The following is a 16,057-nucleotide window of genomic DNA, read 5'->3' on the forward strand; positions in this document are numbered from 1 at the left end:
CAAACCAAAATAAACACTCAAACTAAACAAAAACGCGCAGAAATCGCAAAAATCATGAAAAAATACAAGAAAAACGCGCAGAAACCCGAATCCTCAAACAAAAATAATACAAAAACCAACACCAACACATAAGCCAGCACGCAACATTATGAAAAAGTAAGGCCCGTCGTAACAACGGGCCTAAGGAAGGATGAGAAATCAGATGGGGCGCTGCCTGCTAAAAAGGCGGCTGCGCAGCCAAGGCATCAAACGCAGGCCAAGCAAGACAACCAGCGCGCCAGCCCAGATCCATCCTTCTTGTGAGATGACCTTCATCTGCCACAGGTAATGAACAACCCCCAGACTCACCGCCGGATAGACCAGCCAATGAACCCGCCGCCAATTGCGCCCCAATTTGCGAATGGATGCAGTGTTCGACGTCAGAGCCAGAATCAACAGCAATACGAAGCCGATGATCCCAAACAGCAGATACGGGCGTTTATACAGATCATTGAAGGCCTGCCGCCATAACAGCTCCATATCTAAGACCAACCATGTCACCAAATGCAACGTGACATAAAAGAAGGCCAACAACCCCACCGCCCGGCGATAGCGGATCAGGTTCACCCCAATGAGACGGCGTAGCGGCGTGATCACCAGCCCACCTAGTAAGAACCACAAAGCGATCTTGCCCAGACGATGTTCGATGCCCTTTATTGGGTCAACACCGATCCCGCCTGACATCACCAACCAGATCACCCACGCCAAAGGGATCAGCCCTGCCAGATAGACCGGCCAGGTTGGTAGCGCGCGCAAATGCGTATTAACAGCCGTTGCAATGCCCATCAGTAGTTTTTCGCCAGATCCATACCGGCATACATATCTGCCACCTCATCGCCATAACCATTGAACATGAATGTCTCTTGGCGCGCACCAAATAGCCCGCCGCCGATGCGCCGCTCAGTCGCCTGTGACCAGCGTGGGTGATCCACTGTTGGGTTCACATTGGCATAAAAGCCATATTCACGCGGCTGCAAGATATTCCATGTGGTCGGCGGCTGTGTATCGGTCAGAGTGATCTTTACGATGCTCTTGATTGATTTGAACCCGTATTTCCACGGAACCACCAACCGGATCGGCGCGCCGTTCTGGTTTGGCATCGGCTCGCCATAGATCCCGGTGGCCAGCAAAGTCAGCGGGTTCATCGCCTCATCAAGGCGCAGCCCTTCGACATAGGGCCAATCGATACCACCGGCGCGCTGTCCGGGCATTTCATCTGGGCGAAGCAGGGTTTGGAAGGCGACGTATTTCGCCCCCGATTGCACGCCCACACGATCCAGCAGCGCCGAAAGCTGAAAGCCATTCCACGGTATGACCATTGACCATGCCTCGACACAGCGGAAGCGGTAGATGCGCTCCTCGATCGGGGCGGTTTTGGTGATGTCAGCTATATCGTAGGTGCCTGGCTTATCCACCATACCCGCGATTTCGATCGACCACGGGTCGGTCGTCAATTGATCGGCAATCGCGGCCGGATCGCCCTTGTCCCAGCCAAATTCGTAAAAGTTGTTATAGCTGGTGATTTCTTTCAGCGTATTTGCCTCGGCATCCGTCGAATAGGGCGACGCTGCCTTTAACAGGCCCGGCGCTGCAATCGCACCCAAACCCGCAGCCCCCGCTGCCATCAATTGACGCCGGTTCAAAAACTGCGCTTTCGGGGTCACATCGGCCCATCCCAACGCATCGGGTTTGCGCGAACGGATCAACGGGGCATTTGGCTGGCGCGTCTTAGGCGGCATAGGGGTATCCTCCAATGTGTTTCCATTACATACGGTGAAACGCCATAAGATGTTTCATCTTAGCTGAAAAAAACCGATCACATCGCAATCACAGGCAGGTGAGGATCAGATTAGGTTTTGCACGCCCCCTACTGGACAGATCGCCCGGCCTGCCCTATCTGCATTCGACCATGGCACAAAAACACTCAGATCCCAATTCCAAGCTGATCGCCGAAAACCGGCAGGCCCGTTATCACTATGCCGTCGAGGACACACTCGAGGCGGGGATAATGCTGCATGGGTCAGAGGTGAAGTCGCTCCGCATCGGCGGAACGAATATCGCCGAAAGCTATGCATCGGTCGAAAACGGCGAATTATGGCTGATCAACGGCTATATTGCGCCCTATAAACAAGCCAAGACCTTTGGCCATGAAGAACGCCGCAAGCGCAAGCTGCTGGTGTCCAAGCGTGAGCTGTCGCGCCTGTGGAATGCCACCGCGCGCGAGGGTATGACCATTGTGCCGCTCAAGATGTATTTCAACGAACGCGGAATGGCCAAGCTGCTGATTGGCGTGGCCAAGGGTAAGAAACAGGCAGACAAGCGTGCCACCGAAGCCAAACGCGACTGGGATCGCCAAAAGCAGCGGCTACTGAAGCAAAGCCACCACTGAAATGTCACGTGCCATAAGCTGAAGCTGCGGGCCCAAATTGACGGTTTGGTTCATGCCACACTTCCCATAGGCTGCACCGTTCCGACCCAAACGCGTCAAACGCGCCGATTTGATGCAGCCAGCATCAGATCAGCCCCTTTCGCGCCGCTATTGCCGTCTAAGGCTAATGAACAAGGCCAATTTGCCAGATCCACCCTTGCACCTGCCTTTCCCTTGGCGCTAAGCACAGTTGGGATCAACGGCACGGGCTTGAGAGGTTTGCAATGGCCATGGAAGACCCTAAAACGCTTGTCTCGACCGATTGGCTTGAGGCGCATCTGAAAGACCCCGATCTGCGGATCTTGGATGCCAGCTGGTTCTTGCCAGCAATGAATCGCGACGCCAAAGCAGATTATGCCAAGGCACATATCCCTGCGGCGCGGTTCTTCAGTATCGACGACATTTCCGACAACCGCTCTGATTTACCGCATATGGCCCCGCCGGCCGAGAAATTCATCAGCCGGATGCGTGCTTTGGGTGTGGGTGACGGCCATCAGGTTGTGATCTATGACCAGATGGGGATGTTTTCGGCGCCGCGGGCGTGGTGGACCTTCCGCTTATTCGGCAAGACCGACGTTGCCGTTCTTGATGGCGGCCTGCCAAAATGGATCGCCGAAGGGCGCGAGACCGAAGATATGCCGCCCATCCTGCGCGACCGCCACATCACGGTGCAGCGGCAGGCGCATCGGGTAAAAGATGTCACGCAGGTGGCCCATGCCGCGAAGCTGCGCGACCACGAAATTATCGACGCCCGCCCTGCCCCGCGTTTCGCCGGGATCGAGCCAGAACCACGCCCCGGCATGCGCGCAGGTCATATCCCCGGCTCTAAGAACCTGCCATTCGGGCAGGTCTTGAACGACGATCAAACGATGAAATCCCCACAGGAACTGCGCGCGCTGTTTGAAGCCGCCGGAATTGACCTCGGCAAACCCGCGATCACCACCTGCGGCTCTGGCGTCACCGCTGCGGTTCTGGCACTGGCACTGTCACATATGGGCCATGATGACTGGTCGCTATATGACGGATCCTGGGCAGAGTGGGGCATGTATACCGACCTTCGAGTCGCAACAGGAGAGAACTGATGTTCGGCAAGCTCACGGCACCTGCGCCTGATAAAATTCTGGCGCTGTCTGGCCTGTATCGCGCAGACACGCGCGACACCAAAATCGATTTGGGCGTAGGCGTCTACAAAGATGCCAAAGGCCAGACCCCTATCATGACCGCCATCGCCAAGGCGGAAAAGCTGGTGCATGAAACAGAAACCACCAAAAGCTATGCAAGCCTGATCGGACAGCCCGACTTTCACGCGGCAATGGCACAGATGGTGCTGGGTGCGGATTACCCTGCCGAACGTCTGTCCTTCCTGTCCACCGTTGGTGGCACTGGCGCGTGCCGTCAGGCGTTTGAGCTGGCACGCCTGGCCAATCCCGATTGCACGGTTTGGGTATCTGATCCGACATGGCCAAACCATCTTGCGATCCTGGATTTCATGCAAATGCCGCGCAAATCCTATCGCTATTTTGACAATGCATCGCGCAGCGTCGATTTCGACGCTATGATTGCGGATATCAAACAAGCAAAGCCCGGCGATATCGTCTTGCTGCACGGGTGCTGCCACAACCCGACCGGCGCGAACCTGACGTTGGAACAATGGGCCATCGTCGCAAAAACATTGCTGGCCAATGGTGCAACTGCGATGATCGACCTGGCCTATCAGGGCTTTGGCGATGGCTTGGCCGATGATGCCGCAGGCACCCGCCTGATGGCTGAGCAAATGCCTGAATTGCTGATTGCGGCCTCTTGCTCCAAGAATTTTGGCATCTATCGCGAACGCACAGGCCTGCTGATGGTTCTAACCGATGCAACCGCGCAAGAAGCGACACAGGGAAATCTGGGCAAGCTCAACCGCCTTGCTTATTCCTTCCCGCCCTTCCACGGGCAGGCTTTGGTCGCGAAAGTTCTGACCGACTCATCGCTGCGCAAGGAATGGCAAGACGAGCTGGAAGCCGTGCGCAATGGCATGCTGGGTCTGCGTGAACAGCTGGCAAGTGAACTACGTCAATTGTCCAACTCTGACCGGTTCGACTTCTTGGCACAGCACCGTGGTATGTTCTCGCGCCTTGGTGCGACAGAAGAACAAGTGCTGAAAATGCGGGCCGATAATGCGATCTATATGGTGGGCGATTCCCGGCTGAACATCGCCGGGCTGAACAGCACGACAGTTCCGCTGCTGGCCAAGGCCATCATCGACGCCGGCGTGTAAAACGTTCCCGTCCCATTTGCAGATAAGCTGTTCATTTCGGCGCCCTTCCGGGCGCCGTTTTCTATCTATCCATGCTTGAAATGTTAAGCACGCTTACAATATCAATCCATATAGTTCATTGATGTGAGAGTTAATTAATATGCCCGATCCACAAAACCCAAGCCTTGGCTTTCTGCTTCATGACGCGGCGCGCGCCGTCCGTCGTCGCTTTGAAATCTATGCTGCTGATGTCGGGCTCACCTCATCGCAATGGCGTTTGGCTGCGCATCTGATGCGTCATGGCCCAATGCCACAGGCCCGGCTGGCCGAAATTTTGGAAATTGAGCCGATCTCCGTCTCCCGTTTGGTCGATCGGATGGAGCAGGCTGATTGGGTCACGCGCTCCCCCGCGCCGCATGATCGGCGGGTTCGCGTGGTTTCCCCAACAGCGAAATGCGAAGCCGCCTTTGAAATTGCGCGCGCCTGCGCTGAGCGGGTCTATCAGGAATCGATGGCCAACCTGCCAGAAGGCACCCGCGCAGAACTGACGGCTACGTTGCAAAAGCTTATTGAAAACCTGTCCGAAAACTAAGACCGCCTGCGCCTGTGCGCTATTGGCAGGCGCAGATTGGCCCAATGACCTTTTTTACGGATGGATCTCCGCCCGGGTGCGACATCTGTCCCACGGGCAGCGCCATCGCGATCAGACATTTCCGTAACCGTTGCCGCCCAATTCAAACACGTTGGGAAAATCGCCTTGAGCGTCTGCCGGTGTTCCACCAACGGACGCCGAAACCCTCACCCATAAGAATGCGTATAGGAAAACGGCCCGGCGGAATGTTCCACCGGGCCGTTCTATGTTTCAGGTCAGATCCGCAGATTAGGATTTGAACTCTGGATAGGCTTCCATGCCCAGCTCAGCTTTATCAAGACCCAGCATCTCATCATCGGCCGAGACACGGATACCCATGACAGCTTTCAAGATGAACCAAACGATGGAGGAAACGATAAAGACGAACAGGCCGATCGCGACAATACCCAGAAGCTGCGTGCCGTAGGATGTCCCATCGGTATAGAATGGAACAACCAAGGTGCCCCAGATGCCGCAGACCAAGTGAACCGGGATCGCGCCAACAACGTCATCGATTTTCAGTTTATCAAGAACCGGAACGGTGAAGACAACAAGTGCACCACCGATTGCACCAATCCAAAGCGCGCCGAACAATGTTGGGTCAAGCGGACCTGCGGTGATCGACACCAGACCAGCCAATGCGCCGTTCAGCACCATGGTCAGGTCGGGTTTCTTGTAGATAACCGCTGTCAGGATCAATGCCGCAAGCGAGCCAGCAGCCGCTGCCATATTGGTGTTTGCGAAGATACGCGATACATCGGTCACATCGCTGATCGTGCCCATTGCAAGCTGCGAACCACCGTTAAAGCCGAACCAACCCAACCAAAGGATAAAGGTACCCAGCGTGGCAAGCGGCAGGTTGGAACCCGGGAATGGGGTCACACGGCCGTCTTTGTATTTGCCGATACGCGGTCCAAGGATCAACGCCCCTGCGAGGGCTGCGAAGCCGCCTGCTGCGTGAACCAGGGTCGAACCTGCAAAGTCAGAGAAGCCTGCTTCCGACAGCCAGCCGCCGCCCCACTGCCAGGATGCTTCGATCGGGTAGATCAAACCTGTCAGAATCACGGTGAAGATCAGGAAAGGCCACAGCTTGATACGCTCGGCCAAGGTGCCCGAAACGATCGATGCGGTGGTTGCACAGAACATCAGCTGGAAGAAGAAGTCCGACGCACCCGACGCATAATCAAGCGCGGCTGCACCTGCGTCCAGGCCGACCGGCTCAAGCGAGGTTACTGCGAAGAACGGGCCCAGCCAACCTTCGATCAACCACTCGCCCGGATACATGATGCCATAACCGACCAGCCAGTACATCACGGCAGCAATGGAGAACAGTGCAACGTTCTTAAGCAGCTGCATGGTCACGTTCTTGGAACGCACCAAGCCCGCTTCCAACATGGCGAAACCAGCCGCCATCCAGAATACCAAGAAGCCACCAATCAGGAACAGCAACGTGGTAAAGATATACGGGTTAATGTCTGGCGCCGCCTCGGCGGGTGCGGCATCTTGTGCCAGCACCGGCAAGGCAGCCACGGCAAATGCCGCCGCCAGACCGGAAATTTTTGCAAATTTTGTCATGTTCACTATCCCCTGCCGCGTCTTACAGCGCGTCTTCGTTGGATTCGCCCGTGCGGACACGAACGGCTTGGTTCACATCCAGCACGAAGATTTTACCGTCACCAATTTTGTCGGTCTTCGCTGCCTTCAAGATCGTATCGACGACTTCATCAGCAAGCCCCGCCGACACAACGATTTCTAGTTTGACTTTGGGCACGAAATTCACGGCATATTCGGCACCGCGATAAATCTCGGTATGACCCGATTGCGCACCAAAGCCTTTGATTTCTGTAACCATCATGCCACGTACGCCGATGGCGGTGAGCGCCTCGCGCACCTCCTCCAGCTTAAACGGCTTGATTGCTGCAATGATAAGTTTCACTGTCCATCCCTTCCTAAATCAGCAGCCGGCGTCCCCATTGGGGTGCCGCACGCAGCACAGAAGGCCCATTTTGGTGGCATTGCACAAGGAATAGGCCATCTGACAAGTGCTGCCTTCCCTCGCAGACTGCCTTAAAATTACACAAAATAGGCAGATCGCCCAAAAAATAACCGCACAACAAACCGAATCGTGAGCCGATGTCGCTCCACATCAGTTCCGGCTCCGTGTAGGTTGGGTGCAACGACATATGACGGGACAGGCACATGGCAGGACAGGGCGGACCCCAAAAGCCCCTCATAGCCGAACGGCGCTATGGTAAAAAACAGACACAGCCAAAGGCGCAACCTGCGGCAAAACCCAAAGCGCAAGCGGCACGGCGTAGAGCCACTAAGCCTGCGCGGAAGGGCGGCATAGTGATGCGACTGTTTCGTTGGTGTGTGGGGCTGATCTTTGGCGCCGCCTGGCGTGCAGCAGCTGTGGTCGCGTTGATCCTTGGTGTTTCGACCTATTACTTTTACGCACAGTTGCCCGATGTAACCGCGCTGCTGGATGGGCGCACGCGCGGCTCCGTGACGATGCTTGACCGTGACAGCAAGGTTTTTGCCTGGCGCGGTGAGACATTTGGCGGCCAGATCACGGCACAAAACGTGTCGCCCTATTTGCGCGATGCGATCATCGCAACGGAAGACCGCCGATTTTATCGGCATTTCGGTGTCAGCCCGCGCGGCATCGCCTCTGCTGTGGCGATCAACCTGCGTGAGGGGCGCGGCCCCTTCTCTGGCAACGGCGGGTCCACAATCACCCAACAGGTTGCGAAATTGCTGTGCCTGGGCGTGGAATATGATCCGAAAATCTGGTCCACCGAAGCTAAATATGAAAATGACTGCCGCTCGGGTGGGCTGACGCGGAAAATCAAAGAGATTCCCTACGCCCTGGCGATGGAAGCCAAATATTCCAAAAATGACATCCTGACCATCTATCTAAACCGTGCCTATCTGGGCGCCGGTGCGCGTGGGTTTGAAGCCGCAGCGCAACGGTATTTCGGCATCTCCGCCGCAAATGTGAACCCGCAGCAGGCGGCAATGTTGGCCGGGTTGCTTAAGGCCCCTACACGCTATGCACCGACCAACAATCTGGAACGCTCGCAGCAGCGCGGTAGCATGGTTTTGGCGCTGATGCGTGAACAGGATTTCATCACACAAGAGCAATGGCAGCAGGCGCGCGACAATCCCGCAACCCTGTCGGAGGCGGCGCAAAAACGTGCCGGCGGGTATTTTGCCGATTGGGTCATGGATGACATGCCCGACTTCCTGTCGAATGACACAACGGAAGACGTGGTGATCCACACAACATTGGATCAACGCATTCAGGCCGATGCCGAAGCCGCCATGCAGGAAATCTTTACCAATAAAGTCAAAGCCGGCTCCGAGGCCGAAGCTGCGATTGTCGTCATGAGCTCTGACGGCGCGGTGCGGGCGATGGTCGGCGGGCGTGCGACCAAAGTTTCCGGCGCGTTCAACCGCGCGACAATGGCAGTGCGCCAACCCGGCTCCAGCTTTAAACCGTTTATCTATGCCGCTGCGATGGATATGGGCATGACCCCCGACACAATCGTGGAGGACACGCCGCTGACGATCAACGTGCCCGGCTCTGGTCCATGGTCACCGCGCAACTACACCCGCGAGTATCGGGGCCCGATCACCTTGACCGAAGCCCTGACGCATTCGGTGAACACCGCAGCCGTGCGCGTGCAAGAAGAGGTCGGTCGGGATGCCGTGCGCAAAGTGGCCGAAGATTTTGGATTTGGTCACGATTTGGCGCAGGGCCCGGCATTGGCACTTGGTGTGTCCGAATCCACATTGATTGATATGACCGGTGCCTATGCGGGCATTTTAAACGGCGGGTCATCGGTCAAGCCCTATGGTCTGACCGAGCTGCGGTTAAAAGGCGACACGCAGCCCCTGTTCGGCGCAGGCGGCGGGATCGGAGAGCGCGTGATTTCGGAAGAGGCCGCGCGCGAGCTGATCTATATGATGCATTCCGTGGTGGAAAATGGCTCGGGCCGGCGTGCCCGGCTGGACGGGCATGAAGTTGCAGGTAAAACCGGAACAACCCAATCTGCGCGCGATGCTTGGTTTATCGGTTTTACGGGTGATTATGTCACCGGCGTCTGGATGGGCTATGATGACAACCGCCCCCTGACCGGCGTGACGGGTGGCGGATTGCCCGCAGATATCTGGCATGAGGTCATGGCCCGGGTAGAGAAGGGTCGTGAACCGGTTCCATTGCCGATGGCGGATCCGTCAGAATGGCGCGGACAAGCTCCGGCTTATGGTGGAGAGACCTATAGTTCAGGCGATTTGCCCCATGGCACGGTGCAGCCCGGCGACGTGAAAATTGGTCCTGCACCTGAACCAGCCGGCGATCCGATTGAGCGGGTATTGCGCGACGTGCTTGGCGGCCTGCTGGGCAATTAAGCCCGACTGCCAACCCCGACTGCAGGGGCGTCCCGAAAGCCTCGGCCATTGAGGCCTCGGCTTTCGGGGCGGGCGGCACGCCCGCCACACCGCGGATGACAGAAGTTGGTTCGATTGAATTTGAGATAGATTCTGCCCGCAATCGTCATGGCAGGTAAGGCATTGGAAAGGGGCGTCGCGCAAAGTGGATAAGCCCCTGCGACGGCCATTATTGCAGGGGATAAGGAGCCCATGCGAAACATAATGCCAACCCAAGTGTCATTTCCCCGTGTCAGTTTGCCCGATAACGAGCGGGTTACACTTATCTCCATTGGTTTATTTTCCGCTTTCGTCAATTTGCTGATGATGACGGGGCCGATGTTCATGCTGCAGGTTTACGATCGCGTCCTGCCCGCCCATTCAGTGCCCAGCCTGACGTCCTTGTTTTTGATCGTCGTATTCATGTTTGCGATACTGGGACTGTTGGAATATTCTCGCAGCCGTTTGATGGCACGATTGGCCGCACGGTTTCGGATGCGCAATGAAGAGACCGTTTTTCGCGCCGCACTCGCCCATGAAGGGGGCAGCGTGGCATTGAACGATCTGGATCAGGTTCAGGGATTGCTATCTTCCCGCGCGGCTTTGGCGATTTTTGACCTGCCCTGGTCGCCACTGTTTTTTGCTGCGATGTTTCTGTTTCACCCGTATCTGGGCGTGCTTGCGCTGGCCGGCACTGGCGTGCTGATCGGGCTGGCGCTTCTGGCGCGCCCGCTGACCAAGAAAAGCCAGGCGATAGCGAATAAAGCCCAAACCCGCGCGCAACATGTCTCCTCCAGCCTGCAAACCGAAGCAGAGCTGATCCGTGCGTTGGGGATGCAGGGCAATGGGTTTCACCGCTGGCATTCGGCCCGAACAGAGGCATTGCAAGCGGAGTTAAGCACGCAAGACCGCTCCGCCGTCCTATCGGTTACGGGGCGATCCTTGCGGCATTTGCTGCAAGCCGCCATCTTGGCATTGGGCGCATTGGTGGTTTTGCGCGGTGAAATGACGGCCGGCGCGATGATCGCCGGATCAATCCTGATGGGACGCGCGTTAAGTCCGATCGAGATGATTATCGGCAATTGGAACCAAATCACGCGCGGCTATCAGGCATGGCAACGCATCGCTCCGCTGCTAAGAACATGCACCGCAAAACCCATGCTGCCCCTGCCCCAGCCACGGGCCGACCTAAGCGTAAAAGAACTGTCTTTGGTGCCGCCCAAAGGACAGGCCCCGGTGCTGCGGCTTGTCAGTTTTGATCTGGCGCCGGGCCAGGCACTGGGCGTGATCGGCCCCTCTGGTGCAGGCAAAACATCGTTGGCACGCGCGCTATGTGGGCTTTGGCCGCCAACCACAGGGCAAATCCGGCTGGATGGTGCCAAATTGGACCGTTATGGCGCCGATCAGCTGGGGACATATATTGGATATTTGCCGCAAAATGTAACACTGTTTGACGGCACGATTGCCGAGAATATCGCCCGGCTGGACCCCGCAGCGACCATGGAAGGCATTATCGATGCCGCAAAACGGGCCGCGGCGCATCAGATGATTTTGGATATGCCCGACGGCTATGAAACGCGCGTCTCTTTGCTGGGCGGGCAATTGTCGGGCGGTCAGGTTCAACGAATAGGATTGGCGCGGGCGCTATATAACAATCCCATACTGCTGGTTCTGGACGAGCCCAACTCCAATCTGGATGCAGAAGGGACCGAAGCGCTGAACAGCGCCATCCGACATATGAAGGCACAAGAACACGCGGTTATTGTCATGGCGCATCGTCCGTCAGGCATAATGGAATGCGAACAGCTGATCATGTTGGACCGCGGATTATGCCGGGCATCCGGCCCACGCGATGAGGTTCTGGCGAAAACCGTTCGGGCCTCACGCCAGGATCCCGCACTGGCCAATATCGGCCCACACCGTATACGGAGCGCGACCGGATAATGGGGCAGGACCTATCGCATAAGGATCATCCCGCAGCCGCACCGCCACACAGGCCTTCGATCGCGCGCGTCGGACGGTTTTTGCTGGTCGGGTATCTAGCCGTGATTAGCCTGACGCTTGGCTTTGGGGTCTGGGCCGCCCTGACGCAGATTGAGGGCGCGATTGTCGCACAGGGCACAGTGGAGGTAGAGCACAACCGACAAGCCGTCCAACATCCCGATGGTGGAGTGATTGCAAAAATTTTGGTCTCTGACGGCGATCAGGTGCGGGCCGGAGAGATCTTGATCCAACTTAGCGATAGCGAGCTGGCCCCGACGCTTGCCAATGTGGAAATGCAGGCACTGACGATGCAAGCGCTACGCGCGCGACTGATTGCCGAAATGACACCCGGCGCAGCGATTTCCTTTCCTGAGGCACTGCAATTGGCCGCAAGGTCGCAGCCAGAGATATCACAAATCATGGCAGGACAGATGGCATTGCTGCGGTCGCGCAGACTGTCGCGCGCGCAGTGGAGCGTGCAGAATGCGCGCCGCCAAGATCAGCTGACACAGCAAAGCACCGCTTTGATGGCGCAATTGAATTCGCTGCGGCAGCAACAAGAAATGTTGCAAAATGTAGGCCAGGCGCCGTCAGAAACCATCAACAGAACAAGCGTTATGATAGATGGGCAGATCGCCGCGCTTCAGGCGCAGCAAGCGCAGCTGGCCGAACAAATGACGCAGATCGAAATCGAACATATCCGTCAAGAGGTGCAGGAGCGCGATACGGTAGAAACACTGCTGCGGTCGCTGGACACAAGAACGCTTGAGCTGACCGAACGGCAGCGCATTTTGCGGGCCCGGATAGAACGCCTGTCGATCCGGGCACCTGTGTCTGGCGTTATTCATGAAATGGCATTTAATACACCACAGGCGGTTATCCGTCCGGCGGATCCGATCCTCTATCTTATTCCTCAGGATCGTCCCTTCTTGGTGAATGCCCGCATCTCACCGAATGATGTGGATGAGGTCAGCGCCGGGCAAACCGCACGTTTGCGCGTATCAGCATTTTCGGGCCGCAATGCGCCAGAGCTGGTCGGCCAAGTCGCGCGGATATCGCCCGACGCACTGCGCGATATTCGCACCGGCCAACCTTATTATCGGGCAGAAATAATCCCGTCGGAAGAATCCTTGGGGCAATTGGCAGAGCATAGCCTGATACCCGGCATGCCGGTGGAGGTCTATTTGCGCACACAAGACCGAACGCCGCTTAGCTATCTGGCGGCACCGCTGATCGGCTATTTTCGGTTGGCGTTTCGGGAAAGCTAATCACAGCCGGCCGAGGAATGCGGTCGTCGGCCAGGCGTCGGCTGGCAGACCCAGCCGGGCTTGTTCTGCTTGCACGGCGGCACGGGTTCGTGCACCCAGAATGCCATCCACATCACCAACGTCATAGCCCTTGGCCGCCAGTTTCTGTTGCAATGACTTCATTTGCGACGTGTTCAACCCGGCATCTGGTGTGCCCAGACGATATCGCGGCGCCCCTTCCAACCGGGTGGCAAAATACCCGGCTGACGTCACATAGACGAAGCTTTGGTTCCATTCAAACAAAGTGGTAAAATTTGGATAGGCAATAAAGGCCGGGCCCTTGCGCCCCATCGGTAATAAAATTGAACCAGGCAACGATGCCAGCGTCCCTGACCGGGCACGCACGCCCATCTGTGCCCACTGCGCCCCAGATAAACGAATATCCAAGCCCGTCTTTGTCCAATCGAGCGTGTCAGGCACGACGACTTCTTGCAGCCACGGCTCATTCGGGCGCCAGCCCAAGCCCGCCAACATTTTCCCCGCCGACATCAACGCATCCGCAGAAGAGCCTTTCAGATCCACATGGCCATCGCCATCGCCATCCACACCGTTACGCAAAATATCCTCGGGCAGCATCTGAACCTGACCGATTTCACCCGCCCAAGCGCCCGTGGTGCGTTGCGGATCAAAATCGCCGCGCCGATACAGCTCTGCCGCGGCCAAAACCTGTGGCCGGAACAGATCAGGCCTGCGGCAATCATGCGCCAATGTTATCAATGCATCGCGCGTATTGAAGCCGCCCTGCACCTGACCAAAATCGGTTTCCAGCGCCCAAAACGCCAAAAGTATGCCCCGCGGCACACCATATTGCGCTTCGACCCGGTCGAAGACAGGTTTGAACCGCGCCGCATATTTCGCCCCGTTTTGCAGCCTGTTCTGGCTGATTACACGTTGGGCGAAACTATCGAACTCCATCCGAAAGACGCCTTGGCTGCGATCCGCTTTCAACACCTTGGGATCAGATCGCGCGCCGGCCAAGAATGCGCGCGACTGTGACGCGCTTAGCCCCTGCTGTTGCAATTCCTGGTCAAGCCCAGCAATAAAATCGGCAAACCGGCCGCCGCAATGCGCCTGCGCACTGCCAATACCCACCAGATAACTTAACCCAAATGACAGCAATACTGACCGCATACGCATCCTGAAAATCCTACATACAATTTCACCGGACGCTACATCCGCGACCTAGGTCGAACAAGCCCTTGCTTGGGCCATATCATGGGCACAACATCGTTGCGTTACCGCCAAGAAAGCCAAATTTTCACTTGCTATTAACGCATAAGATTTCATCATGGGCTGAAAGGCGGATGGAGGAAACGGACATGGAATTTTTGCCAAATGAGGTCGCCGCTGCGCTTCGCGATGCGCAAACCAAGGCCATGCGTCGGCAAGTCAAACTGACTTTGCACGCAGGCGGACAAGTCTGGCCGATATTGCGCAAATGGCATGGGGGTTTGGCGCTGAATGCGGACCAAATCAAACAGCTGCGCGGACATGTCGATATTTATCGTGCGGGAACACATGTAGCGACCGCGTTGATTGTCGCCTCGGAGATTGAGGGACAGGAGTTAATCTGTCAGCTTAAACGAGAAACGGCTGTCAGCACCCAGGCCCCGCTTGATTTTGTCCGCGATGACAATGCCCCTGCAGGATATCTGCCCAGCGCATAGTTGACGCGCCCCAGACGTAAGTGCCAGACGCAGATCCTGCGATCGGTCTGGCACAATCGCTTATTGCAGATCCGCAAAGGCAGCTTGCAGTCGCGCAACGGCATCATGGATACGCGCTCGCGGCGTTGCAATGTTAAACCTCATGAAGGTCTCACCGCCCAGGCCGAATGTGTCGCCATGATTGGCCGCGATTTTGGCACCTTGTTCAACCCTGCGCGTAAACTCCTCTGGCGCCATACCCGTGCCGGAAAAATCAACCCATGCCAGATAGGTCGCCTGCATTGGCATGCTTTTCAGGCCCGGCAAAGCATTGACCGCTGCGTCAAAAATCCGCCGATTTTCATCCAGATAGGCGACAAGCGCATCAACCCAAGTCGCCCCTTCGGGTGAGTAAGCCGCTGTCGCCATTGCAAGGCCAAAGGAATTGGGTGAAATCCCCAACGCCGCCATTTTTGCGCCAAAGGACTTGCGCAGTTTAAGATCACGGATGATGACATTTCCCGAATGGCATCCCGCAATGTTGAAGGTTTTTGTCGTCGCCGTAAGCATCACGACCGGATGATCGGGACAAGCAACCGGAAAGGCCGTGTGCTGGGCGCCGGGCAGCACCAAATCATGGTGGATTTCATCGCTGACCAAAACCAAATCATGTTTCTTGGCGAATGCTGCGACATCGCGCAATTCCTGCGTGGTCCAGACACGGCCGCCGGGATTGTGCGGGCTACACAGGATCAGCATCTTGGTACGGTCGTCAATCAGCCCGTCCCAGAGGTCAAAATCCATTTGATATTGACCATCAACCAACTTCAGCGGGCATTCCACAACACGCCGACCATTGCTGCGCACGACACGGGCAAACGCATGATACACCGGGGTCATCAGCATCACGCCATCACCCGGGTCGGTCCAGGTGTCGACACACATGGCGGTGCCGTTCACCAAACCATGCGTGGTAAAGATCCACTCTGGATCAATGACCCAATTGTGACGGTGTTTCATCCACCACACAATCGCATCATGATAGGCGGTGTTATCCCCCCAATAGCCGTAGACCCCATGCTGGGCCATGCCCTCTAACGCCTGCTGGACACAGGCAGGTGGACGAAAATCCATATCTGCGACCCACATCGCAATCCCATCTTCCGCCGACACGCCATAGATCGATTCCATCGCATCCCATTTGGCAGAATGCGTGCCTGTGCGGTCGATCAGCTCATCAAAATCGGGGGATTGGGTCATCGTCAGGGTCCTTTTCTGTGACCCGCACATCGAAACACCAAGCGCCCGGTGACGCAATCGGCCAATTGTCACCAACACAAAACCCACCGC

Annotated in this window: 14 protein-coding genes; 8 read left to right on the forward strand and 6 right to left on the reverse strand. The window is 56.7% G+C overall.

What is annotated here, in order from left to right; all coding sequences use genetic code 11:
• Positions 1-198: 198 nt before the first annotated feature.
• Together msrQ and msrP are read right to left on the reverse strand one after the other, a co-directional pair.
• Complete coding sequence (gene msrQ, locus BFP70_RS17775) at positions 199-825, reverse strand: protein-methionine-sulfoxide reductase heme-binding subunit MsrQ (RefSeq protein ID WP_066013033.1); 627 nt, start codon at positions 823-825, stop codon at positions 199-201.
• Positions 825-1,778 (reverse strand): protein-methionine-sulfoxide reductase catalytic subunit MsrP, encoded by a 954-nt coding sequence (gene msrP / locus BFP70_RS17780; protein WP_066013035.1) that lies wholly within the window; start codon positions 1,776-1,778, stop codon positions 825-827. Before msrP ends, msrQ begins: the two co-directional genes overlap by 1 nt.
• A gap of 170 nt (positions 1,779-1,948) precedes the next feature.
• Between msrP and smpB the strand changes: the two genes are divergently transcribed.
• The 4 genes from smpB to BFP70_RS17800 all read left to right on the forward strand — a co-directional run bounded on the left by smpB (position 1,949) and on the right by BFP70_RS17800 (position 5,301).
• The gene (gene smpB, locus BFP70_RS17785) at positions 1,949-2,428 is read left to right on the forward strand and encodes an SsrA-binding protein SmpB (protein ID WP_066013036.1); all 480 of its coding nucleotides are present in this window, start codon (positions 1,949-1,951) and stop codon (positions 2,426-2,428) included.
• Positions 2,429-2,697: 269 nt separating this feature from the next.
• Positions 2,698-3,549, forward strand: coding sequence for a 3-mercaptopyruvate sulfurtransferase (gene sseA / locus BFP70_RS17790; RefSeq protein ID WP_066013159.1), 852 nt, complete (start codon positions 2,698-2,700; stop codon positions 3,547-3,549).
• Positions 3,549-4,730: an amino acid aminotransferase gene (locus BFP70_RS17795; protein WP_066013038.1), complete on the forward strand. Its 1,182-nt coding sequence runs from the start codon at positions 3,549-3,551 to the stop codon at positions 4,728-4,730. Before sseA ends, BFP70_RS17795 begins: the two co-directional genes overlap by 1 nt.
• Before the next feature lie 139 nt (positions 4,731-4,869).
• Positions 4,870-5,301 (forward strand): MarR family winged helix-turn-helix transcriptional regulator, encoded by a 432-nt coding sequence (locus BFP70_RS17800; protein ID WP_066013040.1) that lies wholly within the window; start codon positions 4,870-4,872, stop codon positions 5,299-5,301.
• 288 nt (positions 5,302-5,589) lie between these two features.
• Here BFP70_RS17800 and BFP70_RS17805 read toward each other — a convergent pair whose 3' ends face one another.
• Together BFP70_RS17805 and BFP70_RS17810 are read right to left on the reverse strand one after the other, a co-directional pair.
• Complete coding sequence (locus BFP70_RS17805) at positions 5,590-6,915, reverse strand: ammonium transporter (RefSeq protein ID WP_066013042.1); 1,326 nt, start codon at positions 6,913-6,915, stop codon at positions 5,590-5,592.
• A 22-nt stretch (positions 6,916-6,937) separates the two neighbouring features.
• A complete protein-coding gene (locus BFP70_RS17810) occupies positions 6,938-7,276 on the reverse strand; it encodes a P-II family nitrogen regulator (protein WP_066013043.1) in 339 nt (112 codons plus the stop codon).
• Between the two features lie 263 nt (positions 7,277-7,539).
• Here BFP70_RS17810 and BFP70_RS17820 point away from each other — a divergent pair, with 263 nt between their 5' ends.
• From BFP70_RS17820 to BFP70_RS17830, 3 genes are all read left to right on the forward strand, one after another.
• Entirely contained in the window at positions 7,540-9,753 is a 2,214-nt protein-coding gene (locus BFP70_RS17820; protein WP_066013048.1) for a transglycosylase domain-containing protein, read from the forward strand.
• A gap of 255 nt (positions 9,754-10,008) precedes the next feature.
• Positions 10,009-11,715 (forward strand): type I secretion system permease/ATPase, encoded by a 1,707-nt coding sequence (locus BFP70_RS17825; protein WP_255356770.1) that lies wholly within the window; start codon positions 10,009-10,011, stop codon positions 11,713-11,715.
• A complete protein-coding gene (locus tag BFP70_RS17830; RefSeq protein ID WP_083217603.1) occupies positions 11,715-13,022 on the forward strand; it encodes an HlyD family type I secretion periplasmic adaptor subunit in 1,308 nt (435 codons plus the stop codon). Before BFP70_RS17825 ends, BFP70_RS17830 begins: the two co-directional genes overlap by 1 nt.
• On the opposite strand, the gene BFP70_RS17835 is transcribed toward BFP70_RS17830, so the two are convergent.
• On the reverse strand, positions 13,023-14,192 hold the full coding sequence (locus BFP70_RS17835; protein ID WP_066013163.1) for a lytic murein transglycosylase: 1,170 nt from the start codon (positions 14,190-14,192) through the stop codon (positions 13,023-13,025).
• Positions 14,193-14,380: 188 nt separating this feature from the next.
• On the opposite strand from BFP70_RS17835, the gene BFP70_RS17840 reads away from it, so the two are divergent.
• Complete coding sequence (locus BFP70_RS17840) at positions 14,381-14,728, forward strand: hypothetical protein (protein WP_066013052.1); 348 nt, start codon at positions 14,381-14,383, stop codon at positions 14,726-14,728.
• Positions 14,729-14,788: 60 nt separating this feature from the next.
• Here BFP70_RS17840 and BFP70_RS17845 read toward each other — a convergent pair whose 3' ends face one another.
• On the reverse strand, positions 14,789-15,967 hold the full coding sequence (locus BFP70_RS17845; protein WP_066013056.1) for a MalY/PatB family protein: 1,179 nt from the start codon (positions 15,965-15,967) through the stop codon (positions 14,789-14,791).
• Positions 15,968-16,057: the final 90 nt, after the last annotated feature.

The organism is Thioclava sp. SK-1 (assembly GCF_001705665.1).
GTDB lineage: Bacteria > Pseudomonadota > Alphaproteobacteria > Rhodobacterales > Rhodobacteraceae > Thioclava.